This window comes from Janthinobacterium lividum (assembly GCF_011601275.1).
GTDB classification, from domain to species: domain Bacteria; phylum Pseudomonadota; class Gammaproteobacteria; order Burkholderiales; family Burkholderiaceae_D; genus Janthinobacterium; species Janthinobacterium lividum_E.
In genome coordinates, this window is sequence record NZ_JAAOLY010000002.1 from 264066 (window position 1) to 281028 (window position 16963).

The following is a 16963-nucleotide window of genomic DNA, read 5'->3' on the forward strand; positions in this document are numbered from 1 at the left end:
GGGGCTAGTCCTGTCAGGCCTGGCCCCACATATCAAAGTTTAGCGGCGCTTGAACAGCGCCGCTTTATCGACCAGCGCCGCGATCGCCACGCCCGCCGCGTAGGCGATCAGGTCGGCCCAGCCGAAGGCGGAGCCCAGCACCAGGTGCCCCAGCGGATGCGCGCGCAACTCGACGATCCACGGCGCCTGGTACAGCTGGCCGAATTCCACGGCAAAGCAGATCAGCAAGGCCGTCAGCGCCAGCTGCCACGTGCGCATGCGCGTGGCGACAATGCCCAGCGCAAAGACGATCATCATGGCCCACAGGGCGTCGCCCGGATACTTGCCGAGCGCGGCAGGGACGAATTGGGGAAAGGCGCGCGAAGCCAGGCCCAGCGCGATGACAGCCACGGTTGCGCCCACCTGCAGCAGGCGGCGGCGTTCAGGTTTTACCAGGAACATATTTCCATTCAAAGGCACAATACGGGCCGAACCATTGCGGCCCGTCCGATATTGTACTGCGCGGCCGTGTCTGCCTGTAGCCTAATGCGCCTGGACAACCTCAGCCAAGGTCGACGTGCTGCGCCAGGAAATCGAGAAAGACGCGCACACGCAGCGGCACATGCCCGCCTTGCCCCACGAACACGGCATGCACTTCCTCGCTGTCGCCCGGGTTGCACTCTTCCAGCACAGCTTGCAAACGGCCGGCCGCGATATCGGCGCGCACCTGGAAGGCGGCCAGACGCGCCAGTCCCAGTCCCGCCAGCGCCAGTTGCCGCAAGGCTTCGCCATCGCTCGCTTGCGCATTGCCCGCGACGGGCACGACGATGTCGCCGTCAGGCAGACGCAGCGGCCAGCCCAAGCGGGCGCGCGCGTAATTAGCGTCGAGCAAGTTGTGCGATGCCAACTCGGCGGGCGTCAACGGCGTACCGCGCCGCGCCAGGTAGCTTGGCGCGGCCACGATGACCATGCGCGTCTGGCCCAGCTTGCGCGCCAGCAGGCTGGAACTTTTCAATGGCCCCGCCCGCACGGCCACGTCCGTGCGCTGCTCGAGGATGTCGACGACGGCATCCGTGAGCACGATGTCGAGCGTCACCTGCGGATAGCGCTCCAGGAAGAGCGGCGCCAGCGGCAATAAAAAATGCTGGCCGAACGGCACGTTCGCATTGACCTTGATCTTGCCGCGCGGCACATCCTGCACGCCGGCACAGCGCTCGGCCTCGTCCAGCGCCGCCAGCACGTGCTGTCCCCGTTCATACAGGCCGCAGCCTTCGGCCGTCAGCTGCAGCTGGCGTGTGGAGCGGTTCAGCAGGCGCGCACCCAGGCGCTCTTCCAGCCGAGAGACGAGCTTGCTGACGGCCGACGGCGTCATGCCGCAAGCGCGCGCGGCGGCGGAAAAGCCGCCCAGTTCGACCACGCGCACGAACACTTCCAGCTCGCCGGAACGGTTCACTTCCAGTCTGGCCATTGTGAATTCGTCTCATAAATGTTCTTCGATGAGATAGTCTAGTGCATAAATGGCTTTGCTTGCATCATGCGCACATTCCCCTTGATGAAGCGAGCCGCCATGCAACGATTGTCCCTCCTCCCCGCCGCACTGCTGAGCCTGGCACTGAGTGCTCCCCCCGTCCATGCGGCCGATCCCGCATCCACTTGGCTGGCCAGCTGGACGGCCAGCCCGCAAGCCGTGTGGAGCAGCGACTTCCTGTTCCCCAGCAATGTGCCCGCCGTGCTGCAAGCACAAACCGTGCGCCAAGTGGCGCGCCTCAGCGTGGGCGGCCCGCGCGTGCGCATCGTGCTGTCGAACGCGTATGGCAAGACGCCGCTGCGCATCGGCGCGGCCACCGTGGCGCTGGCCGCGTCCACTTCCGCCATCGAACCCGGCAGCTTGCGCACACTGACATTTTCCGGCCAGCCGGCGGCCAGCGTGGCGCCGGGCGCTCCGCTCGTCAGCGACCCCGTCGAGCTGTCCGTGCCGGACCTGACCCGGCTGACGGTGAGCCTCCACCTGCCGCAAGCCAGTCCCATGTCGACGTTTCACTGGGATGGCCGCGAGACGGCGTGGATCGCCCCGCAGGACCAGACACGGGCCGCGCGCATCGATGACGCGCCTGGCATGCAGACCACCACGGCGCGCCTTTTACTGAGTGCGATTCAGGTGGAGGCGGCGCCGGGGGCGCAAGCCGTGGCCATCCTCGGCGATTCGATTACCGATGGCGCCAGCGCCAGCCTGGGAATGGACGCACGCTGGCCCGATTTTCTGGCCCGGCACCTGGCGCCGCATGGCGTGGCCGTGATCAATGCGGGCATTTCCGGTGCGCGGTTGTTGTCCGATGGCATGGGAGACAATGCCCTGGCCCGCTTCGAGCGCGACGTGCTGGCGCAACCTGGCGTGCGCACGGTAATCGTCTTGCTGGGAATCAATGACATCAGCTGGCCCGGTACGGCGTTTGCGCCAAGGCAAAAACGGCCGACCCTGGAAGAATTAACAAGCGGCTACACCCAGCTGGTCGCCCAGGCCCGCAGCCGCGGCGTGCGCGTGCTCGCTGCCACCTTGACGCCGTTCGAAAACGCCCTGCCCGGCACGCCCTTGAGCAACTATTACCATCCAGAAAAAGATGCGCTGCGCCAGCAATTGAATGCGTGGATACGCGCCAGCGGCCTTTTTGATGCCGTACTCGACTTCGATGCGTTGGTCCGCAACCCGGCGCACCCGCTGCGCCTGCTGCCCGTCTACGACTCGGGCGACCATTTGCACCCAAGCGACGCGGGCAACCGGGCGCTGGCGGAAGGGATAGACCTGTCCCTACTGTTTACAAATCAATCACCGAGGCCCGCGTACAAGGCCGTGCTCAAGTAGCGCTCGCCGAACGACGGGATGATGGTGACGATGGTCTTGCCCGCGTTTTCCGGACGGCGCGCCACTTGCAGGGCGGCCCACAGGGCGGCGCCCGACGAGATGCCGACCAGCAAGCCTTCATCGCTGGCGGCCAGGCGCGCTGTGGCGAAGGCGTCGTCGTTCTTGACGCAAATGATTTCGTCGTAGATGGTCGTGTTGAGGATCTGCGGCACGAAACCGGCGCCGATGCCTTGGATCGGGTGCGGCCCTTTTGTGCCTTTCGACAGCATCGGCGACGCTTCCGGTTCCACGGCAATCACCTGCAGGCCAGGCTTGCGTTCCTTCAGCACTTCGCCGATGCCGGTAATCGTGCCGCCCGTGCCCACGCCAGCGATGACGATGTCCACTTGCCCATCCGTGTCGCGCCAGATTTCCTCGGCCGTCGTGGCGCGGTGGATGGCGGGATTGGCGGGATTGTTGAATTGCTGCAGCATCAGGTAGCGCGGGTCGGCCGCCACCAGTTCCTCTGCCTTGCGGATGGCGCCCAGCATGCCTTCGCTGCCGGGCGTGAGCACCAGCTCGGCGCCGTAGGCGCGCAGCAGGATGCGCCGCTCGCGGCTCATGGTGTCGGGCATGACGAGGGTGCAACGGTAGCCGCGCGCGGCGCACACCATGGCCAGCGCGATGCCCGTGTTGCCGCTCGTGGGCTCGACGATGACGGTATCGGGATGGATCTTGCCAGCGGCTTCGGCGGCAACGATCATGGCCAGGCCGATGCGGTCCTTGACGCTGTGCGCGGGATTGTAGAATTCGAGTTTGGCCAGGATGGTGGCCACACTGCCGGCGGCGATGCGGTTGATGCGCACCAGGGGGGTGTTGCCGATCAGTTCAGTGACGTCGTTGGCGATGTTCATGGGTGTGGTCTCCACAGCAATTTCAGGAGAACCCAGTCTACCGCGTTTCAGAGCGTAAATGGCGGCGGCGCGGGCATGCGCCGCCGCCAAACTGAACAATTACTTAACGTCCAGCAGTTCCACGTCGAAGATCAGTGCCGAGTTCGGTGGAATGTCGCCATTGCCGGCGCCGCGCGGGCCATAAGCCAGTTCGCCTGGAATGATCAGGGTGCGCTTGCCGCCCACTTTCATGCCGGCCACGCCCTGGTCCCAGCCCTTGATGACCATGCCCTTGCCGAGCGGGAAGTCAAACGGGCCACGACCGACGGAGCTGTCGAACTTCTTGCCGCGCGAATCTTTTGCCAGCGGACGGTACAGCCAGCCCGTGTAGTGCACGGTGACGTTATTGCCGGCGGACGCTTCCTTGCCCGTGCCAACCTTGTTGTCGATGATGATCAATTTATCGGCGACAGGGCCGGGGCTCAGCGAGACGGCCGAGGCGGGAACAGGCGCTGGCGCCTGTGCCTGCGCCAGCGACGCGGCGACGGAGCAGATCAGGGCAAACAAAACGGAGCTACGCGTCATGATGTATTCTTTCAGTGAGTTTCGGTGAGATCCCTGCCAGTGCAAGTGGGCAGGGAACGCCAATAATAGCAAACCGCCGCAACGATAGGAAAAACTTGTCGCCCGATACACACTGCCCTCGCCTGTTTTACGCGCTGTGGCCCGATGCGGCCACGCGCGCGGCCCTGGCCGCCTGGCAGGCGCGCTTGCAAGGCAAACCCGTGCGCGCCGACAAGCTGCACCTGACCCTGGCCTTCCTGGGCCAGCGCCCGGCCAGCGAGCTGCCAGCCCTGCTCGACATCCTGGCGCAATTGCCGGCGCATCCCATGCCCTTGCTGTTCGATCACGCCAGCCATTTTACGAAGCTGATGCTGGCCTGGGCCGCCCTGGCGCAACCGTCGCCAGCCCTGCTGGACTTGCGCGCGGCCTGCATGCATAAGCTGGCGGAACAGGGACTGGCGCCCCGCTTCGAGCACGACCGTTTTACGCCGCACATCACCCTGGCGCGCCAGGCGCCGCCGCCGGCCATCGGGGACTTCGCGCCCATCGCCTGGCAGGCGGACGAGCTGGTGCTGGTGGAGTCGCTCAAGAGCAGCGGCGACTACCGCATCCTGGCCAGCAGGAAATTAAGCTAGGCGGCGTCCGGCATCGACACGGCTACCTCGGCCAGTTTGTCCTGACGCAAGCTTTTCAGCGCATGCGCGGCCGCCACCATGCCGAAGCTGGCCGTCACCACCACGCTGGAACCAAAACCGGCGCAGTTCAGGCCCGTCACGCCGGCGGGCGCGCTGCCATCGATGACGCACGCTTCCGCGCTTTCGGGCGTGCTCAACGGCTCCATGGAAAACACGGCGTCGACATTGAATTTGTTTTTCACGCCACGGGGGAAACCATATTCGGTGCGCAACAGTTTTCGCACCCGCTTGAGCAGCGGTTCCTGTTCCGTTTTCGACAGGTCGCGCACGGCGATCAAGGTCGGATCCGTCTGCCCGCCCGCGCTGCCGATGGTCAGCATGGGAATGTTGCGCGCACGGCAATACGCGATCACGGCCGCTTTCGCCTTGGCATTGTCGATGGCGTCGACGAGATAGTCGAAATCGCGCCCGCCCAGCAACTGCTCGAGGTTATCGGGGGTAATAAAATCCTCGATCTGCGTGACCTGGCAAAACGGGTTGATCAGCTCGATGCGCTCGGCCAGGGCCGTGATCTTGGCCTGGCCGATGGTGTCGCTCATGGCCTGGATCTGGCGGTTGATGTTCGATTCGGCAACATTGTCGAGATCGATCAGGGTCAGGCGGCCGATAGCGCTGCGCGCCAGCGCTTCGACGATCCAGGAACCGACGCCGCCCACGCCGATCACACACACATGGGCGGCACGGAAGCGCGCCAGCGCCGGCGCGCCGTACAAACGGGCAATGCCGCCGAAACGCCGCTCAAAATCGATCTCGGTCAAGTCCATGGAAATTAGTTCATTGGTGGAGGTATGCATGGCGCCATTTTAACGGACACTGCGCTGACGGATATTCTAAAATAGCTGAATTGACACAGCGACAAGCAGCGTTTGTCGCCATGCCCCACACCGCCCACCACGAGAATGCGCCATGACCTCTCCCCTGTTCGACTCCGTTCCCGGCTTTGACCAACCCATCGCCGTGCTCAAGCATTGCCACGACAAGATCCGCAAGCAGCTGACCACCCTGCAAAACCTGCTGGGCCACCTGGCGCAGCACGGCAACACGGCGGACGCGCAGCAGGCGGCCAAGGCGGTGTTGCAGTATTTCAATAAAGCGGCCCATCTGCACCATGACGATGAAGAGCAGGACCTGATGCCCATGCTGCAGGCGACGGCCACGGGCGACGATGCGGCATTGCTGACGACCCTGGTGCCGGAAATCCTGGCCGATCACCAGCGCATGGACCTGGCCTGGCTGACCCTGCGCCCGGAACTGGACGCCATCGCGGCCGGCACGGGTGTCCAATTGTCCGCCCATGGCGTGCGCGACTATGTCGCCGCCTACCAGGCCCACATGAGCAAGGAAGAGGGCCAGCTGGCGCCCATGGCCAAGCGCCTGTTCAGTGCGCAGCAGATGGAGCAGCTGGGCACGGCCATGCAGCGCCGCCGCGGCATCGCGCCGGAAGCGCCCGCGGCAGCGGCCCAGCCGGATCCGGCCGCCGTGCTGGCCGCCATGCGCACCGATTACGTGCAATCGAGCCTGAGCGAGACGGACGTGCTGGCCGATCCCATCGCCCAGTTCCAGAAATGGTTTGCCGAAGCCGTCAAGGCCCAGGTAATGGAGCCGAACGCCATGAGCCTGGCGACCGTCAGTCCCGACGGCAAGCCCAGCTCGCGCATCGTGCTGATCAAGCAATTCGACGAGCGGGGCTTTACCTGGTACACGAATTACCACAGCGACAAGGGCCAGCAGCTGGAACACAATCCCCACGCGGCCCTGCTGTTCTTCTGGGGTGAGCTGGAGCGGCAAGTGCGCATCGAGGGCACGGTGGTAAAAACCACGGCCGCCGAAAGCGACGAGTATTTCAATGTACGCCCCGTACAAAGCCGCTTGTCGGCGATTGCCTCGCAGCAAAGCGCCCCCATCGCCGACCGTGCCGCGCTGGAAAGCAATTACGCGGCCGTGGCCGCCGCCGTCGGCGACGCGCAGCCGCCCCGTCCTGCCCACTGGGGCGGCTACCGCTTGCAACCGGAGCGCATCGAATTCTGGCAGGGACGCCGTTCGCGCTTCCACGACCGCATCGTGTTTACGCGCGGTGCTGACGGGCAATGGAGCATGCAACGCTTGCAACCGTAAGCAGGATAGCCAAGGCGGCGCAAAGCAAGCTGGTCAATATCGGTGTAGGCTATGAGGGTAGAAGTTACTAAATAACATTGTTTCTCAATTTGCGGCCCCGGCTGGGGCTGCTTCATTGGAGGCCATTTTGTTTGTACAAAACCAACTCAAGTCCTGGATCGCCAGCATCCGCAGCAAGACCGCCTTGCCGCTACGCATAGAATTGTGGAACGGCCAGCACGTCGACCTGTCCAGCGAAACGCCCAGAGTCACCATCCGCCTGCCGACCGTCGCCTCGGCCCGCTATCTGCTGAACCCCTCGCTGGCCAACCTGGGCTCGGCTTATGTGGAAGGCAATATCGAGGTCAAGGGCACGGCGATGGACATGATTTCCATCTGCAATGCCCTGGCGCGCAATACCTTGAAGCCGGAAGGCAAGCTGGCCCGCATCGTGCGCAGCTTTACGCACGACAAGAGCAAGGATGCCGAAGCCATCCGCTACCACTACGACGTGTCAAACGCGTTCTATGAACAGTTTCTCGACCCCGCCCTCGTGTATTCCTGCGCCTATTTCGAACAGGGCGACGAAACCCTGGCGCAGGCGCAAGTCAAGAAGATCGACCATATCCTGAAGAAAATCCAGCTGCAGCCGGGCCAGACCCTGCTCGACATCGGCTGCGGCTGGGGTGCGCTCGTCATGCGTGCCGCCCAGCAATATGGCGCCCGCTGCGTGGGCGTGACCCTGTCGGAAAACCAGTACGCGCTGGCGCGCGAGCGCGTGGCGGCGGCTGGCCTGGCGCACCTGATCGACATCCGCCTGCAAGACTACCGCGACGTGACGGGCCAGTTCGACCGCATCACCAGCGTGGGCATGTTCGAGCACGTGGGCCTGAAACACTTGCCCGACTACTTTTCCATCATCAACAAGCTGCTGGCGCCGGACGGCATGGCGATGAACCACGGCATCACCTCGACCGATCCGGACAATGGCGAGACGCCATACGGCGGCGGCGAATTCATCGAAAAATATGTGTTTCCGCACGGCGAACTGGCGCACATCGGCAACGTCCTGAAAACCATGCAGCAGGGGGGGCTGGAAGTACTGGACGTGGAAAACCTGCGGCGCCACTATGCGCGCACCTGCGCCCTGTGGACGGAAAATTTCGAAGCCCATGCCGAGCAGATTCGTCCGCTGGCGGGCGAACGGCGCTTCCGCATCTGGCACGTCTACCTGGCTGGCTGCGCCTATGCCTTCGAGCAAGATTTGATCAGCCTGTACCAGATCGTCTGCGTGAAGGCGGGCCGGCGTTCTTCCGCCCTGCCCTGGTCGCGCAACTATATGTATACGCAGGATGCCAGGCCGGCGCCCGTGCTGACGACCTGAAAGCCGCGCGCGGGGCGCTTACTTCAGGCGCCCCGCGTACATGGCGCGGAATTTCTCCACCTTGGGCGCGACGACCAAAGCGCAATAGCCCTGCAAGGGATGCTGCTCGACATAATTCTGGTGGTAATCCTCGGCCGGATAAAAGGCCGATGCCGGCGCCAGCTGCGTGACGATGGGCGCATCCCACACGCCGGCCATCTCGGCGAGCACCTTGCGCGCCACCTTTTCCTGCTCCGCCGACTGGTAATGGATGACGGAGCGAAATTGCGTGCCGACATCGTTGCCCTGCCGGTTCACGGTGGTGGGATCGTGGAGGGTAAAAAAGATTTCCAGCAAGTCGTGGTAAGCGATGACGGCGGGATCGAATTCCAGGCGCACCACTTCCGCGTGGCCCGTCTCGCCCGTGCATACCTGTTCATACGTGGGGTTGGGCACGTTGCCGCCCGTGTAGCCGGCCTCGACACGCGTCACGCCGCGCACTTCCCCGTACACGGCGACCAGGCACCAGAAACAGCCACCGCCGAATACCGCCACTTCCGTCTGTTGATGCATGATGTCCTCCTGCAACGCCTCTGCGACGTATCATTTCATTACTGTAACGCAAAGCGCCATGGCCTGCAGTGCCGCTTGAAACGGCGCGTGGTGCACCGCACATAAGGGGCATGCCGGTCACGATTGCGCTGGCATGGCCGATTTTTGGCATAATGTCAGCAAATAGACAGGTCACCCATGAACACACGCTCTCCCCGCGCGCCAGCGCAAGAATTCGATACGGCACATTTCCGTCAGGCACTGTCGCAGTTTGCCACCGGCGTGACGGTCATCACGACGCGCCTGGCCGACGGCAGTTTCCGCGGCTTGACGGCCAGTTCCTTCAATTCCGTCTCGCTGTCGCCGCCCCTGGTGCTGTGGAGCCTCGGTTCTGTGGCGAACAGCATGCCCATCTTCAGCGGCAATTCGCATTACGTCATCAACGTGCTGGGCGCCGAGCAGGCGGACTTGGCTACGCGCTTTTCACGCCGCACGCCGAACCCGTTCGACGACGTCGAATACGAACTGTCGCGCACGGGCCAGCCCATCCTGAAAGGCGCGTCGGCCTGGTTCGAATGCCACAACCGCAGCCGCTATCCGGAAGGCGACCACGTCATTTTCGTGGGCGAAGTGGAACAATGCGCGTTTGCCGCGCAGCCGCCCTTGATCTTCCACAATGGAAAGTTCAATACGCCACCGGCCTGAGCCTGATGAACAAAAAAAAATCCGCCGAGGCGGATTTTTTGTTTTACAGCGTAAATTTGTATCCGATGCTGACACTCACGGCAATCGGGTCGAGCTTGATGTCCTGCGTCTGTCCCGTCGAGAATTTCGCCTTGGTTTTCAGGAAGGTCTTGACCACGGCCACATCGGCAAACCAGCGCTCGTTGAACGCCAGGCTGCTGCCGACCACCAGGCTGCCCGCCAGCTTGTTGTCCAGGCGGTAGGTGACAGGCGATCCACCCGGATCGAGCAAGGCCGTCATCTGGCCCGAGCCTTTTTCCTTCTGGAAATAGGCATACGTCAAGCCCGCGCCAACATAAGGGCGGATCATCGCATTGGGCTGGAAGAAACGGTACTGGATGAAGGCCGTCGGCGGCAAGGCTTCCGCCGTCCCCAGCTTGCCCGTGCCCTTGATGGCACCAGCGCCCAACAGGTCATGCTTGTACGGCACGCCGAGGATCATTTCAGCGGAAATATTGTCCGTGATCATGTAGGCAAAGGTCAGGATGGGCTTGGTATCGGCCTTGACGTCCGCTTTCGTACCCGGCAGTGCTGGCGCGGAAATGTCGCCACTGTCGACGTGCGGCGTGATCTTGTTGAGGCCAGCCTTGGCCATCCAGGTGCCTGCGCTTTGCGCCGAAGCGCCCGTCGCCATGGCCATCGCGGCGGCGGCGGCCAGCACGCGTACAGCGGTATTCAAACGATTTTTCATCTTGTCTCCTGATCATTATGTGCGGATAGCCAGGCTATCCAGTCGTGTCGCTGCCAGCGCCAGCCACGCCCCGGGGACGCAGCTGGCGCGGCGATTCCTTACAGCCAGCCCCGCACGACCATGTCCTTGGCCACATAACGGGCCAGCAACAGGTTGTTGAACGGCGTAGGATGCACATCGTCGGCATACGAGTAGTGGCTGACGTCGCCCGCTTTCAGGTTCGTGCCATTGCAGACCAGCGAGCTGCCCAGAATATTGCCTGGCGCGCTCAAGTCGCACGCCGTCTCGCTGACGTTGGTCAAGCCATACGGGCCAGGGTTGGTACCCTGGTCATGGCTGACGGCAAACACGTCGACCAGCAAGACTTTCGCGTTGGCGCTCAGGCCGCCGCTCAGTTCGCCATTGAAGGCGCTGACCATGGCGTTGATGAGCGCCTTGGTATTGGCATCCTTGCTCAGGCCCGATGGCGTACCGGCCACGTCAGGCAGATTGTTGACGATGACATAGTTGGCGCCCTTGGCAATGATCTGGTCCTTGACCAGCGCCACCAGTTCGGTACCCGCCTGTTTCATGGCGGCAACCAGCGTCGGACCTTGGGCTGCAGCGTAGTCGGCCCCGGCCTTGGCGCCGGCAGCGTTGCCCGTCACCGTCGCATCGGCTTGCGCCTTGGCGGCCAAAGCAGGGGCCAGGGTTGGGGCATTGGTATTGCCTGCAATCACGGCAGCTTGCACGGCGGCGCCGACGATGGCCGCCGACGTGGCGCCCGGCGCGGCGCTGGCCGTCTTGATGGCGGCGCCGATGGCTGCCGCTGCCGTGGCAGGGTTGGTGGCGCCGGCAGCCAGCGCCATGGTCAAATTGGTGGCGAAAGCCTGGGCGCCAGCGGCCGCGCCAGCAGCCTGGCCAGCGGCAGTCGCACCCGCTTGCAATGCGCCCAGCTGATACAGCACGTCATTGCCGCCAGCCATCACGAAAACGGCTTCCGTGCCGCTGAACTTGCCGCCGGAAACAGCCAGATGGTTCGCAATCTGCGTCACCACGGGCACGGTCAGGGCGCCCAGCGCACTGCCCGTCGCCTTGTTGTTCGGGCCAACCGGATTGGTCACGCGCGAGCCGCCCATGGCGTAGCCGTAGCAGCCGGCATGCTTGACGCGCGGCACGGAAAGGCCTTGCGCCGCATTTCCCTCCAGGCCAGTCTCGGCGGCGCATGGCGCGGCCAGGCCAAATTGTGCGGCCAGGTGCTCGGTCCAGTTCTTGCCCGTCAGTTCAGGATTGATCTTGGTATTGTCGCCATTGATGGTGAACTTGCCGCCACCTTTCGCCTTCACCGTGCCCACGGCATACGAACCGACATCGGACAGGCTGTCGCCAAACGATACCTGCGCCGTGTATTTGACTTTCAAGGTTTGATCACCGCCACTGGCGCCGCCGCAACCTGCCAGGACAGCCGCAGCCAGCACGGCCAGCGCGAATTTTGTTTGATGCATTTTGTCTCCTCGGTCTTTTTTCTGGTTTCTAAACGAACGGGCGTGCTATTCGCTACCCAACTAATATGCCATCGTTCCTCAGGCTTGTATAGAAAATATGTTTTAAAAATCAACGAAATAACAACACCGCCGGCGCCCTGTCATGGCCGGCCGATCTGCTGAATTATGGAGGATTTACTATGTTTCGTGGCAAGCATCGCTATTGCGCTGCATCAAGAAAAAGCCCCTTGCGGGGCTTTTTTCAGACGGACAGGAATTGCTGCAAGATACCACTTGAGCCGAACGCGGCACGCCGCAAACGGTCGTTGACGCCCAGCCACGCGGGGCCGGTCGGTGGGGCTTCGACGAGTATCAGCTCGGCGCCGACCTGGTCCATCATGCGCAGCGAGGCATACAGCGCATGTGCGTAATTTTCCGGGTTGGCTGCCAGGCGCACGCTGGCGCTGGCCGGCGGCAGATCCGAGTAGTGGATCAGGGCCACGCGGCGCCCGTCATTGAGCAAACGGTTCAGGGTGGCGCTCACGTCGTCGCTATGTTGCATCGCAACAGGCGTATGTGGCGCGTAATGCGATTCCAGGGTGCCCGAGGCACGCGGCGCGGCTGCATCGGCAACAGCCGGTGCGCGGCCAATGACGGCGGCGATCTGCTCGCTGCTGATATGGCCGGGACGCAACAACACGGGACCGTGTGTGCCCAGGCGCGACAGGTCGACGATGGTCGACTCGATGCCCACGTCGCTCTGTCCGCCATCGAGCACCAGGCCCAGCAAGCCACGGTCGAGTTCGGCCGCGAATTCATCGCGCACGTGCTGCGCCGTGGTGGGGCTGACGTTGCCGAATTTGTTCGCCGACGGCGCCGCCAGGCCGCCCTTGCCGCCTTTGAACGTGCGTAGCAAAGCGATAGCCACAGGGTGCGACGGGCAGCGCAGGCCCACCGTATCCTGGCCGCCGGAAACGGCGTCGGGGATATGTGCGGCGCGCTTGACGATCAGGGTCAGCGGACCGGGCCAGAAGGCGGCTACCAGTTGTTCGGCCTCGACAGGAATATCGTCGGACCAGTGCGCCAAGTCGGCGCCGGGCGCCACGTGCACGATCACGGGGTGGTCCGAGGGACGGCCCTTGGCTTCGTAGATGCGCGCCACGGCGGCCGGGTTTTCCGCATCGGCGCCCAGGCCGTACACGGTTTCCGTCGGGAAAGCGACGAGGCCGCCCGCTTCCAGCACGGCGGCGGCCGCCGCCAGGTCGTGTGCGGGCACGCTCACGGCGCGATTCCCAGGATCAGGCAAGCGTCGCGCAGGCGCTGCTGCGCCTGCGGCAACGTGGCGGCGATGAAGGTCAAATGACCCATCTTGCGGCCACGGCGCGGATCGTCCTTGCCGTACAGATGCAGACAGGCGCCAGGCAGCGCCAGCACCTGGTCCCATGCCGGTTCAGTGACCGCATCGCTGTCGTCGGCAAACCAGGCGTCGCCGAGGATATTGAGCATCACGGCCGGCGAATGCTGGCGCACGTCGCCCAGCGGCAAGCGCGCCATGGCCCGTACCTGCTGTGCGAACTGGCTGGTGACGCAGGCATCCATCGTGTAGTGGCCGCTGTTGTGCGGGCGCGGCGCCATTTCATTGACCACCAGGCTGCCATCTTCCAGCACGAAAAATTCGATGCACAGCACGCCGACATAGCCGAGTTCGGACACCATGGCTTGCGCCGCCCGCTGCGCCTTGGCGGCGCAGTCGTCGGACACGTTCGGGCCCGGCACGGTGGTGGTAAACAAGACGCCGTCGCGGTGCACGTTCTCGGCGATCGGATACACGACCGATTCGCCGTCCACGCCGCGCGCCGTCAGCACCGACACTTCATACGCCAGCGGCAGCATCTTTTCCAGCAGACAAGTTACTTCGCCCATTTCCGCAAACGCGGCACGCACATCGTCGCGCGTGCGCACGCGGAACTGGCCCTTGCCGTCATAGCCCATGCGCACGGTTTTCAAGATACCCGGCAGCAAGTCGTCGCCGATGGCGTCGATGTCTAGCTGCGTGGCGATCACCATGTGCGGCGCCGGCAGCACGCCCGACTTGGCCGCACAGTCGACAAAGAAACGCTTTTCCGCGATGCGGTCCTGCGCCACCGATACGCCATGGGCGTTCGGCGCCACGAACACGCGCTCGGCCAGGCGCGACAGGCTGTCGGCCGGCACATTCTCGAATTCCGTGGTGACGGCCAGGCATTGCGCCGCCAGGGTGTCGAGTCCGGCTGCATCGCTGTAGCCGGCATTGACGAGGCGCTGCGCCACCTGTCCCGCAGGGCAGGCATCGGACGGTTCCAGTACGGCCACCTGATAGCCCATGCTCTGGGCCGCCTGGGCAAACATGCGGCCGAGCTGGCCGCCGCCCATCACGCCCAGCCACGCCGGTGGATTGGCGGCAGGCAGCAATGGGGAAGTCGATTTACTATTCATTATTTTTCAAACACATTATTCAGGCAAGACCATGGCCTTGGCGGCGGCAGTTTGCGTGGCGCGGAACGCTTCCAGGCGCTCGGCCAGGGCGTCGTCATTGGCGGCCAGCATCGCCACCGCTGTCAGCGCAGCATTCGCCGCGCCCGCTTCGCCGATGGCGAACGTGGCTACCGGCACGCCCTTGGGCATTTGCAGGATGGACAGCATGGAATCTTCGCCGCGCAAGTATTTCGACGGCACGGGCACGCCCAGCACGGGCACGATGGTCATCGCCGCCACCATGCCAGGCAGGTGGGCCGCGCCGCCGGCGCCGGCGATGATGGCGCGCAAGCCGCGCGCGCGCGCGCTTTTCGCGTACGCATACATCTCGTCGGGCATGCGGTGCGCGGAAATGACTTGCGCCTCGTACGGCACGCCAAACTGTTTCAGCATGGCGACCGCGTTCTGCATCACGTCCCAGTCCGAGGACGAACCCATGATGACGCCGACCAGCGGCTTGTTTTGCTCAGTCATCTCAGGCCTTCAGCTTCTCGCCCGTCAGGCGTTCGATGGCTTCAAAGTACTTGGCCTGGGTTTTTTCAATGACGTCGGCCGGCAGCGCTGGCGCCGGCGCGGTCTTGCCCCAGGTCAGCGTTTCCAGGTAGTCGCGCACGAATTGCTTGTCGAACGACGGTGGCGAAATGCCAGGCTGGTACGAATCGGCGGGCCAGAAGCGCGACGAGTCGGCCGTCAGCACTTCATCCATCAGGTGCATGACGCCATTGTCGTCCAGGCCGAATTCGAACTTGGTGTCGGCAATGATGATGCCGCGCGTGGCCGCATATTCGGCGGCTGTCTTGTAGAGTTGAATGGCGACGTCGCGCATCTTGGCGGCCAGCTCAAAGCCGATGCGCTCTTCCATTTCGGCAAAACTGATGTTTTCGTCGTGCTCGCCCAATTCGGCCTTGGCCGCCGGGGTGAAGATCGGTTCCGGCAGTTTTTCCGCCTGTTGCAGGCCGGCCGGCAGCGCGATGCCGCAGATGCTGCCCGTGTCCTGGTAATCTTTCCAGCCCGAACCGATGATGTAGCCGCGCACGACTGCCTCGACCATGATCGGTTTCAAGCGCTTGGCCACGACGGCGCGGCCTTGCACCTGCTCCACTTCCTCCGGCGCCACCACGGATTCCGGCGCCACGCCGGTCAGGTGGTTCGGCACGATATGGCCCAGTTTCTCGAACCAGAAATCGCTCATCTGGTTGAGGACCTTGCCCTTGCCGGGGATAGGCTCGTTCATGACGACATCGAAGGCCGACAGGCGATCCGTGGTAACGATCAAAATCTTGTCGTCGCCAACGGCGTAATTGTCGCGGACCTTGCCGTGGCCCAGCAATGGCAGGGAGTGGATGGAAGTCTGATAGAGGCTGTTCATAGCGGGGGAATAGTTGGATGAAACGAAACCGGCAGGCAGGGGGCGCCTGCCGGTCGAGAAAATCGGGCACGGAGGATAGCGTCCGGCCCGTTCCAGACAGAATTTTACTTCACAATTTGCGACAGCTCGCCGGCTTTGTAGCGCTCGGCCATTTTTTCCAGTGGCATGGCCTTGATTTTCGACGCCTGGCCTTCGCAGCCGAATGCCTGCATGCGGGCGCGCACGATTTGCTCTGCCGCAAGGCGGGCTGGCTTCAGGTAGTCGCGCGGGTCGAATTTCGACGGGTTTTCAAACAGGTATTTGCGGATCGCGGCCGTCATCGCCAGGCGGATATCGGTGTCGATGTTGATCTTGCGCACGCCGTGACGGATGCCTTCCTGGATTTCCTCGACTGGCACGCCGTAGGTTTCCTTCATGTCGCCGCCGAATTCGCGGATGATGGCCAGCAATTCCTGCGGCACCGACGAGGAACCGTGCATCACCAGGTGGGTGTTCGGGATGCGCGCATGGATTTCCTTGATGCGGTCGATCGCCAGGATGTCGCCCGTCGGCTTGCGCGTGAACTTGTAGGCGCCGTGCGAGGTGCCGATGGCGATCGCCAGGGCGTCGCACTGGGTGCGCTGCACGAAGTCGGCCGCTTGCGCCACGTCCGTCAGCAGTTGCTCGCGGGTCATGGTGCCGTCGGCGCCGTGGCCGTCTTCCTTGTCGCCCTTCATGGTTTCCAGCGAACCGAGCACGCCCAGTTCCGCTTCCACCGTCACGCCGATGGCGTGCGAGAATTTCACCACTTCACGCGATACTTCCACGTTGTATTCGTAGGAGGCGACCGACTTGCCGTCCGCTTCCAGCGAACCGTCCATCATCACGGAAGTAAAACCCGAGCGGATGGCGGCCATGCAGACGGCCGGCGACTGGCCGTGATCCTGGTGCATGACGACAGGGATGTGCGGATACGCTTCGACGGCGGCGTCGATCAGGTGGCGCAGGAACGCTTCACCGGCGTACTTGCGCGCGCCAGCGGACGCTTGCATGATCACCGGCGAGTTCAGCGCATCGGCGGCAGCCATGATGGCTTGCACTTGCTCCAGGTTGTTGACGTTGAAAGCAGGAATGCCATAACCGTTTTCGGCGGCATGGTCCAGCAGTTGACGCATGGATACGAGAGACATGGTAATACTCCAGATAACAATAGAAACCGTTGCG

The 16963-nt window shown here is 63.5% G+C and carries 18 protein-coding genes; 5 read left to right on the forward strand and 13 right to left on the reverse strand.

Annotated features, from left to right (window positions below):
• Window positions 1–39: 39 nt before the first annotated feature.
• Both GYK42_RS03940 and GYK42_RS03945 read right to left on the reverse strand, forming a co-directional pair.
• Entirely contained in the window at window positions 40–441 is a 402-nt protein-coding gene (locus GYK42_RS03940; RefSeq protein ID WP_166446426.1) for a DUF2809 domain-containing protein, read from the reverse strand.
• Between the two features lie 100 nt (window positions 442–541).
• The gene (locus GYK42_RS03945) at window positions 542–1447 is read right to left on the reverse strand and encodes a LysR family transcriptional regulator (protein ID WP_166446427.1); all 906 of its coding nucleotides are present in this window, start codon (window positions 1445–1447) and stop codon (window positions 542–544) included.
• Between the two features lie 99 nt (window positions 1448–1546).
• Between GYK42_RS03945 and GYK42_RS03950 the strand changes: the two genes are divergently transcribed.
• Window positions 1547–2839: an SGNH/GDSL hydrolase family protein gene (locus GYK42_RS03950; RefSeq protein WP_240943432.1), complete on the forward strand. Its 1293-nt coding sequence runs from the start codon at window positions 1547–1549 to the stop codon at window positions 2837–2839.
• Here the strand turns inward: GYK42_RS03950 and cysK are convergent.
• Together cysK and GYK42_RS03960 are read right to left on the reverse strand one after the other, a co-directional pair.
• Complete coding sequence (gene cysK, locus GYK42_RS03955) at window positions 2800–3732, reverse strand: cysteine synthase A (RefSeq protein WP_046684376.1); 933 nt, start codon at window positions 3730–3732, stop codon at window positions 2800–2802. The two genes, GYK42_RS03950 and cysK, sit on opposite strands and share 40 nt — an antisense overlap.
• A 99-nt stretch (window positions 3733–3831) precedes the next feature.
• A complete protein-coding gene (locus GYK42_RS03960) occupies window positions 3832–4296 on the reverse strand; it encodes an FKBP-type peptidyl-prolyl cis-trans isomerase (protein ID WP_046684377.1) in 465 nt (154 codons plus the stop codon).
• Between the two features lie 95 nt (window positions 4297–4391).
• On the opposite strand from GYK42_RS03960, the gene thpR reads away from it, so the two are divergent.
• Complete coding sequence (gene thpR, locus GYK42_RS03965; protein ID WP_166446429.1) at window positions 4392–4910, forward strand: RNA 2',3'-cyclic phosphodiesterase; 519 nt, start codon at window positions 4392–4394, stop codon at window positions 4908–4910.
• Here thpR and tcdA read toward each other — a convergent pair.
• A complete protein-coding gene (gene tcdA / locus GYK42_RS03970; RefSeq protein ID WP_240943433.1) occupies window positions 4907–5764 on the reverse strand; it encodes a tRNA cyclic N6-threonylcarbamoyladenosine(37) synthase TcdA in 858 nt (285 codons plus the stop codon). The two genes, thpR and tcdA, sit on opposite strands and share 4 nt — an antisense overlap.
• Window positions 5765–5876: 112 nt before the next feature.
• Between tcdA and pdxH the strand changes: the two genes are divergently transcribed.
• Window positions 5877–7085, forward strand: coding sequence for a pyridoxamine 5'-phosphate oxidase (pdxH, locus tag GYK42_RS03975; protein ID WP_166446430.1), 1209 nt, complete (start codon window positions 5877–5879; stop codon window positions 7083–7085).
• A gap of 127 nt (window positions 7086–7212) precedes the next feature.
• Complete coding sequence (locus GYK42_RS03980) at window positions 7213–8448, forward strand: SAM-dependent methyltransferase (protein WP_166446431.1); 1236 nt, start codon at window positions 7213–7215, stop codon at window positions 8446–8448.
• Between the two features lie 18 nt (window positions 8449–8466).
• Here the strand turns inward: GYK42_RS03980 and msrA are convergent, their stop codons facing one another.
• Window positions 8467–9000, reverse strand: a complete 534-nt coding sequence (msrA, locus tag GYK42_RS03985) for a peptide-methionine (S)-S-oxide reductase MsrA (RefSeq protein WP_166446432.1) — start codon at window positions 8998–9000, stop codon at window positions 8467–8469.
• A gap of 177 nt (window positions 9001–9177) precedes the next feature.
• Here msrA and GYK42_RS03990 point away from each other — a divergent pair, with 177 nt between their 5' ends.
• The gene (locus GYK42_RS03990) at window positions 9178–9684 is read left to right on the forward strand and encodes a flavin reductase family protein (protein WP_166446433.1); all 507 of its coding nucleotides are present in this window, start codon (window positions 9178–9180) and stop codon (window positions 9682–9684) included.
• Between the two features lie 43 nt (window positions 9685–9727).
• Here the strand turns inward: GYK42_RS03990 and GYK42_RS03995 are convergent, their stop codons facing one another.
• The 7 genes from GYK42_RS03995 to fba form a co-directional block, all read right to left on the reverse strand.
• Window positions 9728–10414 (reverse strand): OmpW/AlkL family protein, encoded by a 687-nt coding sequence (locus tag GYK42_RS03995; protein ID WP_205711266.1) that lies wholly within the window; start codon window positions 10412–10414, stop codon window positions 9728–9730.
• Window positions 10415–10512: 98 nt separating this feature from the next.
• A complete protein-coding gene (locus GYK42_RS04000; protein ID WP_166446434.1) occupies window positions 10513–11898 on the reverse strand; it encodes an SGNH/GDSL hydrolase family protein in 1386 nt (461 codons plus the stop codon).
• Between the two features lie 241 nt (window positions 11899–12139).
• Window positions 12140–13159 carry an L-threonylcarbamoyladenylate synthase gene (locus GYK42_RS04005; RefSeq protein ID WP_166446435.1) on the reverse strand — a complete coding sequence of 340 codons (1020 nt, stop codon included), beginning with the start codon at window positions 13157–13159 and terminating at the stop codon, window positions 12140–12142.
• Window positions 13156–14352 (reverse strand): 5-(carboxyamino)imidazole ribonucleotide synthase, encoded by a 1197-nt coding sequence (locus GYK42_RS04010; RefSeq protein WP_166446436.1) that lies wholly within the window; start codon window positions 14350–14352, stop codon window positions 13156–13158. The genes GYK42_RS04005 and GYK42_RS04010 overlap by 4 nt, the downstream gene beginning before the upstream one ends.
• Before the next feature lie 15 nt (window positions 14353–14367).
• On the reverse strand, window positions 14368–14865 hold the full coding sequence (purE, locus tag GYK42_RS04015) for a 5-(carboxyamino)imidazole ribonucleotide mutase (protein WP_046684384.1): 498 nt from the start codon (window positions 14863–14865) through the stop codon (window positions 14368–14370).
• A 1-nt stretch (window position 14866) separates the two neighbouring features.
• Window positions 14867–15760, reverse strand: coding sequence for a phosphoribosylaminoimidazolesuccinocarboxamide synthase (locus GYK42_RS04020; RefSeq protein WP_166446437.1), 894 nt, complete (start codon window positions 15758–15760; stop codon window positions 14867–14869).
• Between the two features lie 104 nt (window positions 15761–15864).
• A complete protein-coding gene (gene fba, locus GYK42_RS04025; RefSeq protein ID WP_034746119.1) occupies window positions 15865–16929 on the reverse strand; it encodes a class II fructose-bisphosphate aldolase in 1065 nt (354 codons plus the stop codon).
• Between the last annotated feature and the right edge of the window lie 34 nt (window positions 16930–16963).

Bases quoted from the DNA above. Each gene is read 5' to 3' on its own strand.
- cysK (WP_046684376.1), bottom strand. From the start codon at position 3,732: ATGAACATCGCCAACGACGTCACTGAACTGATCGGCAACACCCCCCTG.
- purE (WP_046684384.1), bottom strand. From the start codon at position 14,865: ATGACTGAGCAAAACAAGCCGCTGGTCGGCGTCATCATGGGTTCGTCC.
- GYK42_RS03945 (WP_166446427.1), bottom strand. From the start codon at position 1,447: ATGGCCAGACTGGAAGTGAACCGTTCCGGCGAGCTGGAAGTGTTCGTG.
- GYK42_RS03990 (WP_166446433.1), top strand. From the start codon at position 9,178: ATGAACACACGCTCTCCCCGCGCGCCAGCGCAAGAATTCGATACGGCA.
- GYK42_RS03940 (WP_166446426.1), bottom strand. From the start codon at position 441: ATGTTCCTGGTAAAACCTGAACGCCGCCGCCTGCTGCAGGTGGGCGCA.
- GYK42_RS04020 (WP_166446437.1), bottom strand. From the start codon at position 15,760: ATGAACAGCCTCTATCAGACTTCCATCCACTCCCTGCCATTGCTGGGC.
- GYK42_RS04000 (WP_166446434.1), bottom strand. From the start codon at position 11,898: ATGCATCAAACAAAATTCGCGCTGGCCGTGCTGGCTGCGGCTGTCCTG.
- msrA (WP_166446432.1), bottom strand. From the start codon at position 9,000: ATGCATCAACAGACGGAAGTGGCGGTATTCGGCGGTGGCTGTTTCTGG.
- GYK42_RS03995 (WP_205711266.1), bottom strand. From the start codon at position 10,414: ATGAAAAATCGTTTGAATACCGCTGTACGCGTGCTGGCCGCCGCCGCC.
- GYK42_RS03950 (WP_240943432.1), top strand. From the start codon at position 1,547: ATGCAACGATTGTCCCTCCTCCCCGCCGCACTGCTGAGCCTGGCACTG.
- GYK42_RS04010 (WP_166446436.1), bottom strand. From the start codon at position 14,352: ATGAATAGTAAATCGACTTCCCCATTGCTGCCTGCCGCCAATCCACCG.
- tcdA (WP_240943433.1), bottom strand. From the start codon at position 5,764: ATGCATACCTCCACCAATGAACTAATTTCCATGGACTTGACCGAGATC.
- fba (WP_034746119.1), bottom strand. From the start codon at position 16,929: ATGTCTCTCGTATCCATGCGTCAACTGCTGGACCATGCCGCCGAAAAC.
- pdxH (WP_166446430.1), top strand. From the start codon at position 5,877: ATGACCTCTCCCCTGTTCGACTCCGTTCCCGGCTTTGACCAACCCATC.
- GYK42_RS03960 (WP_046684377.1), bottom strand. From the start codon at position 4,296: ATGACGCGTAGCTCCGTTTTGTTTGCCCTGATCTGCTCCGTCGCCGCG.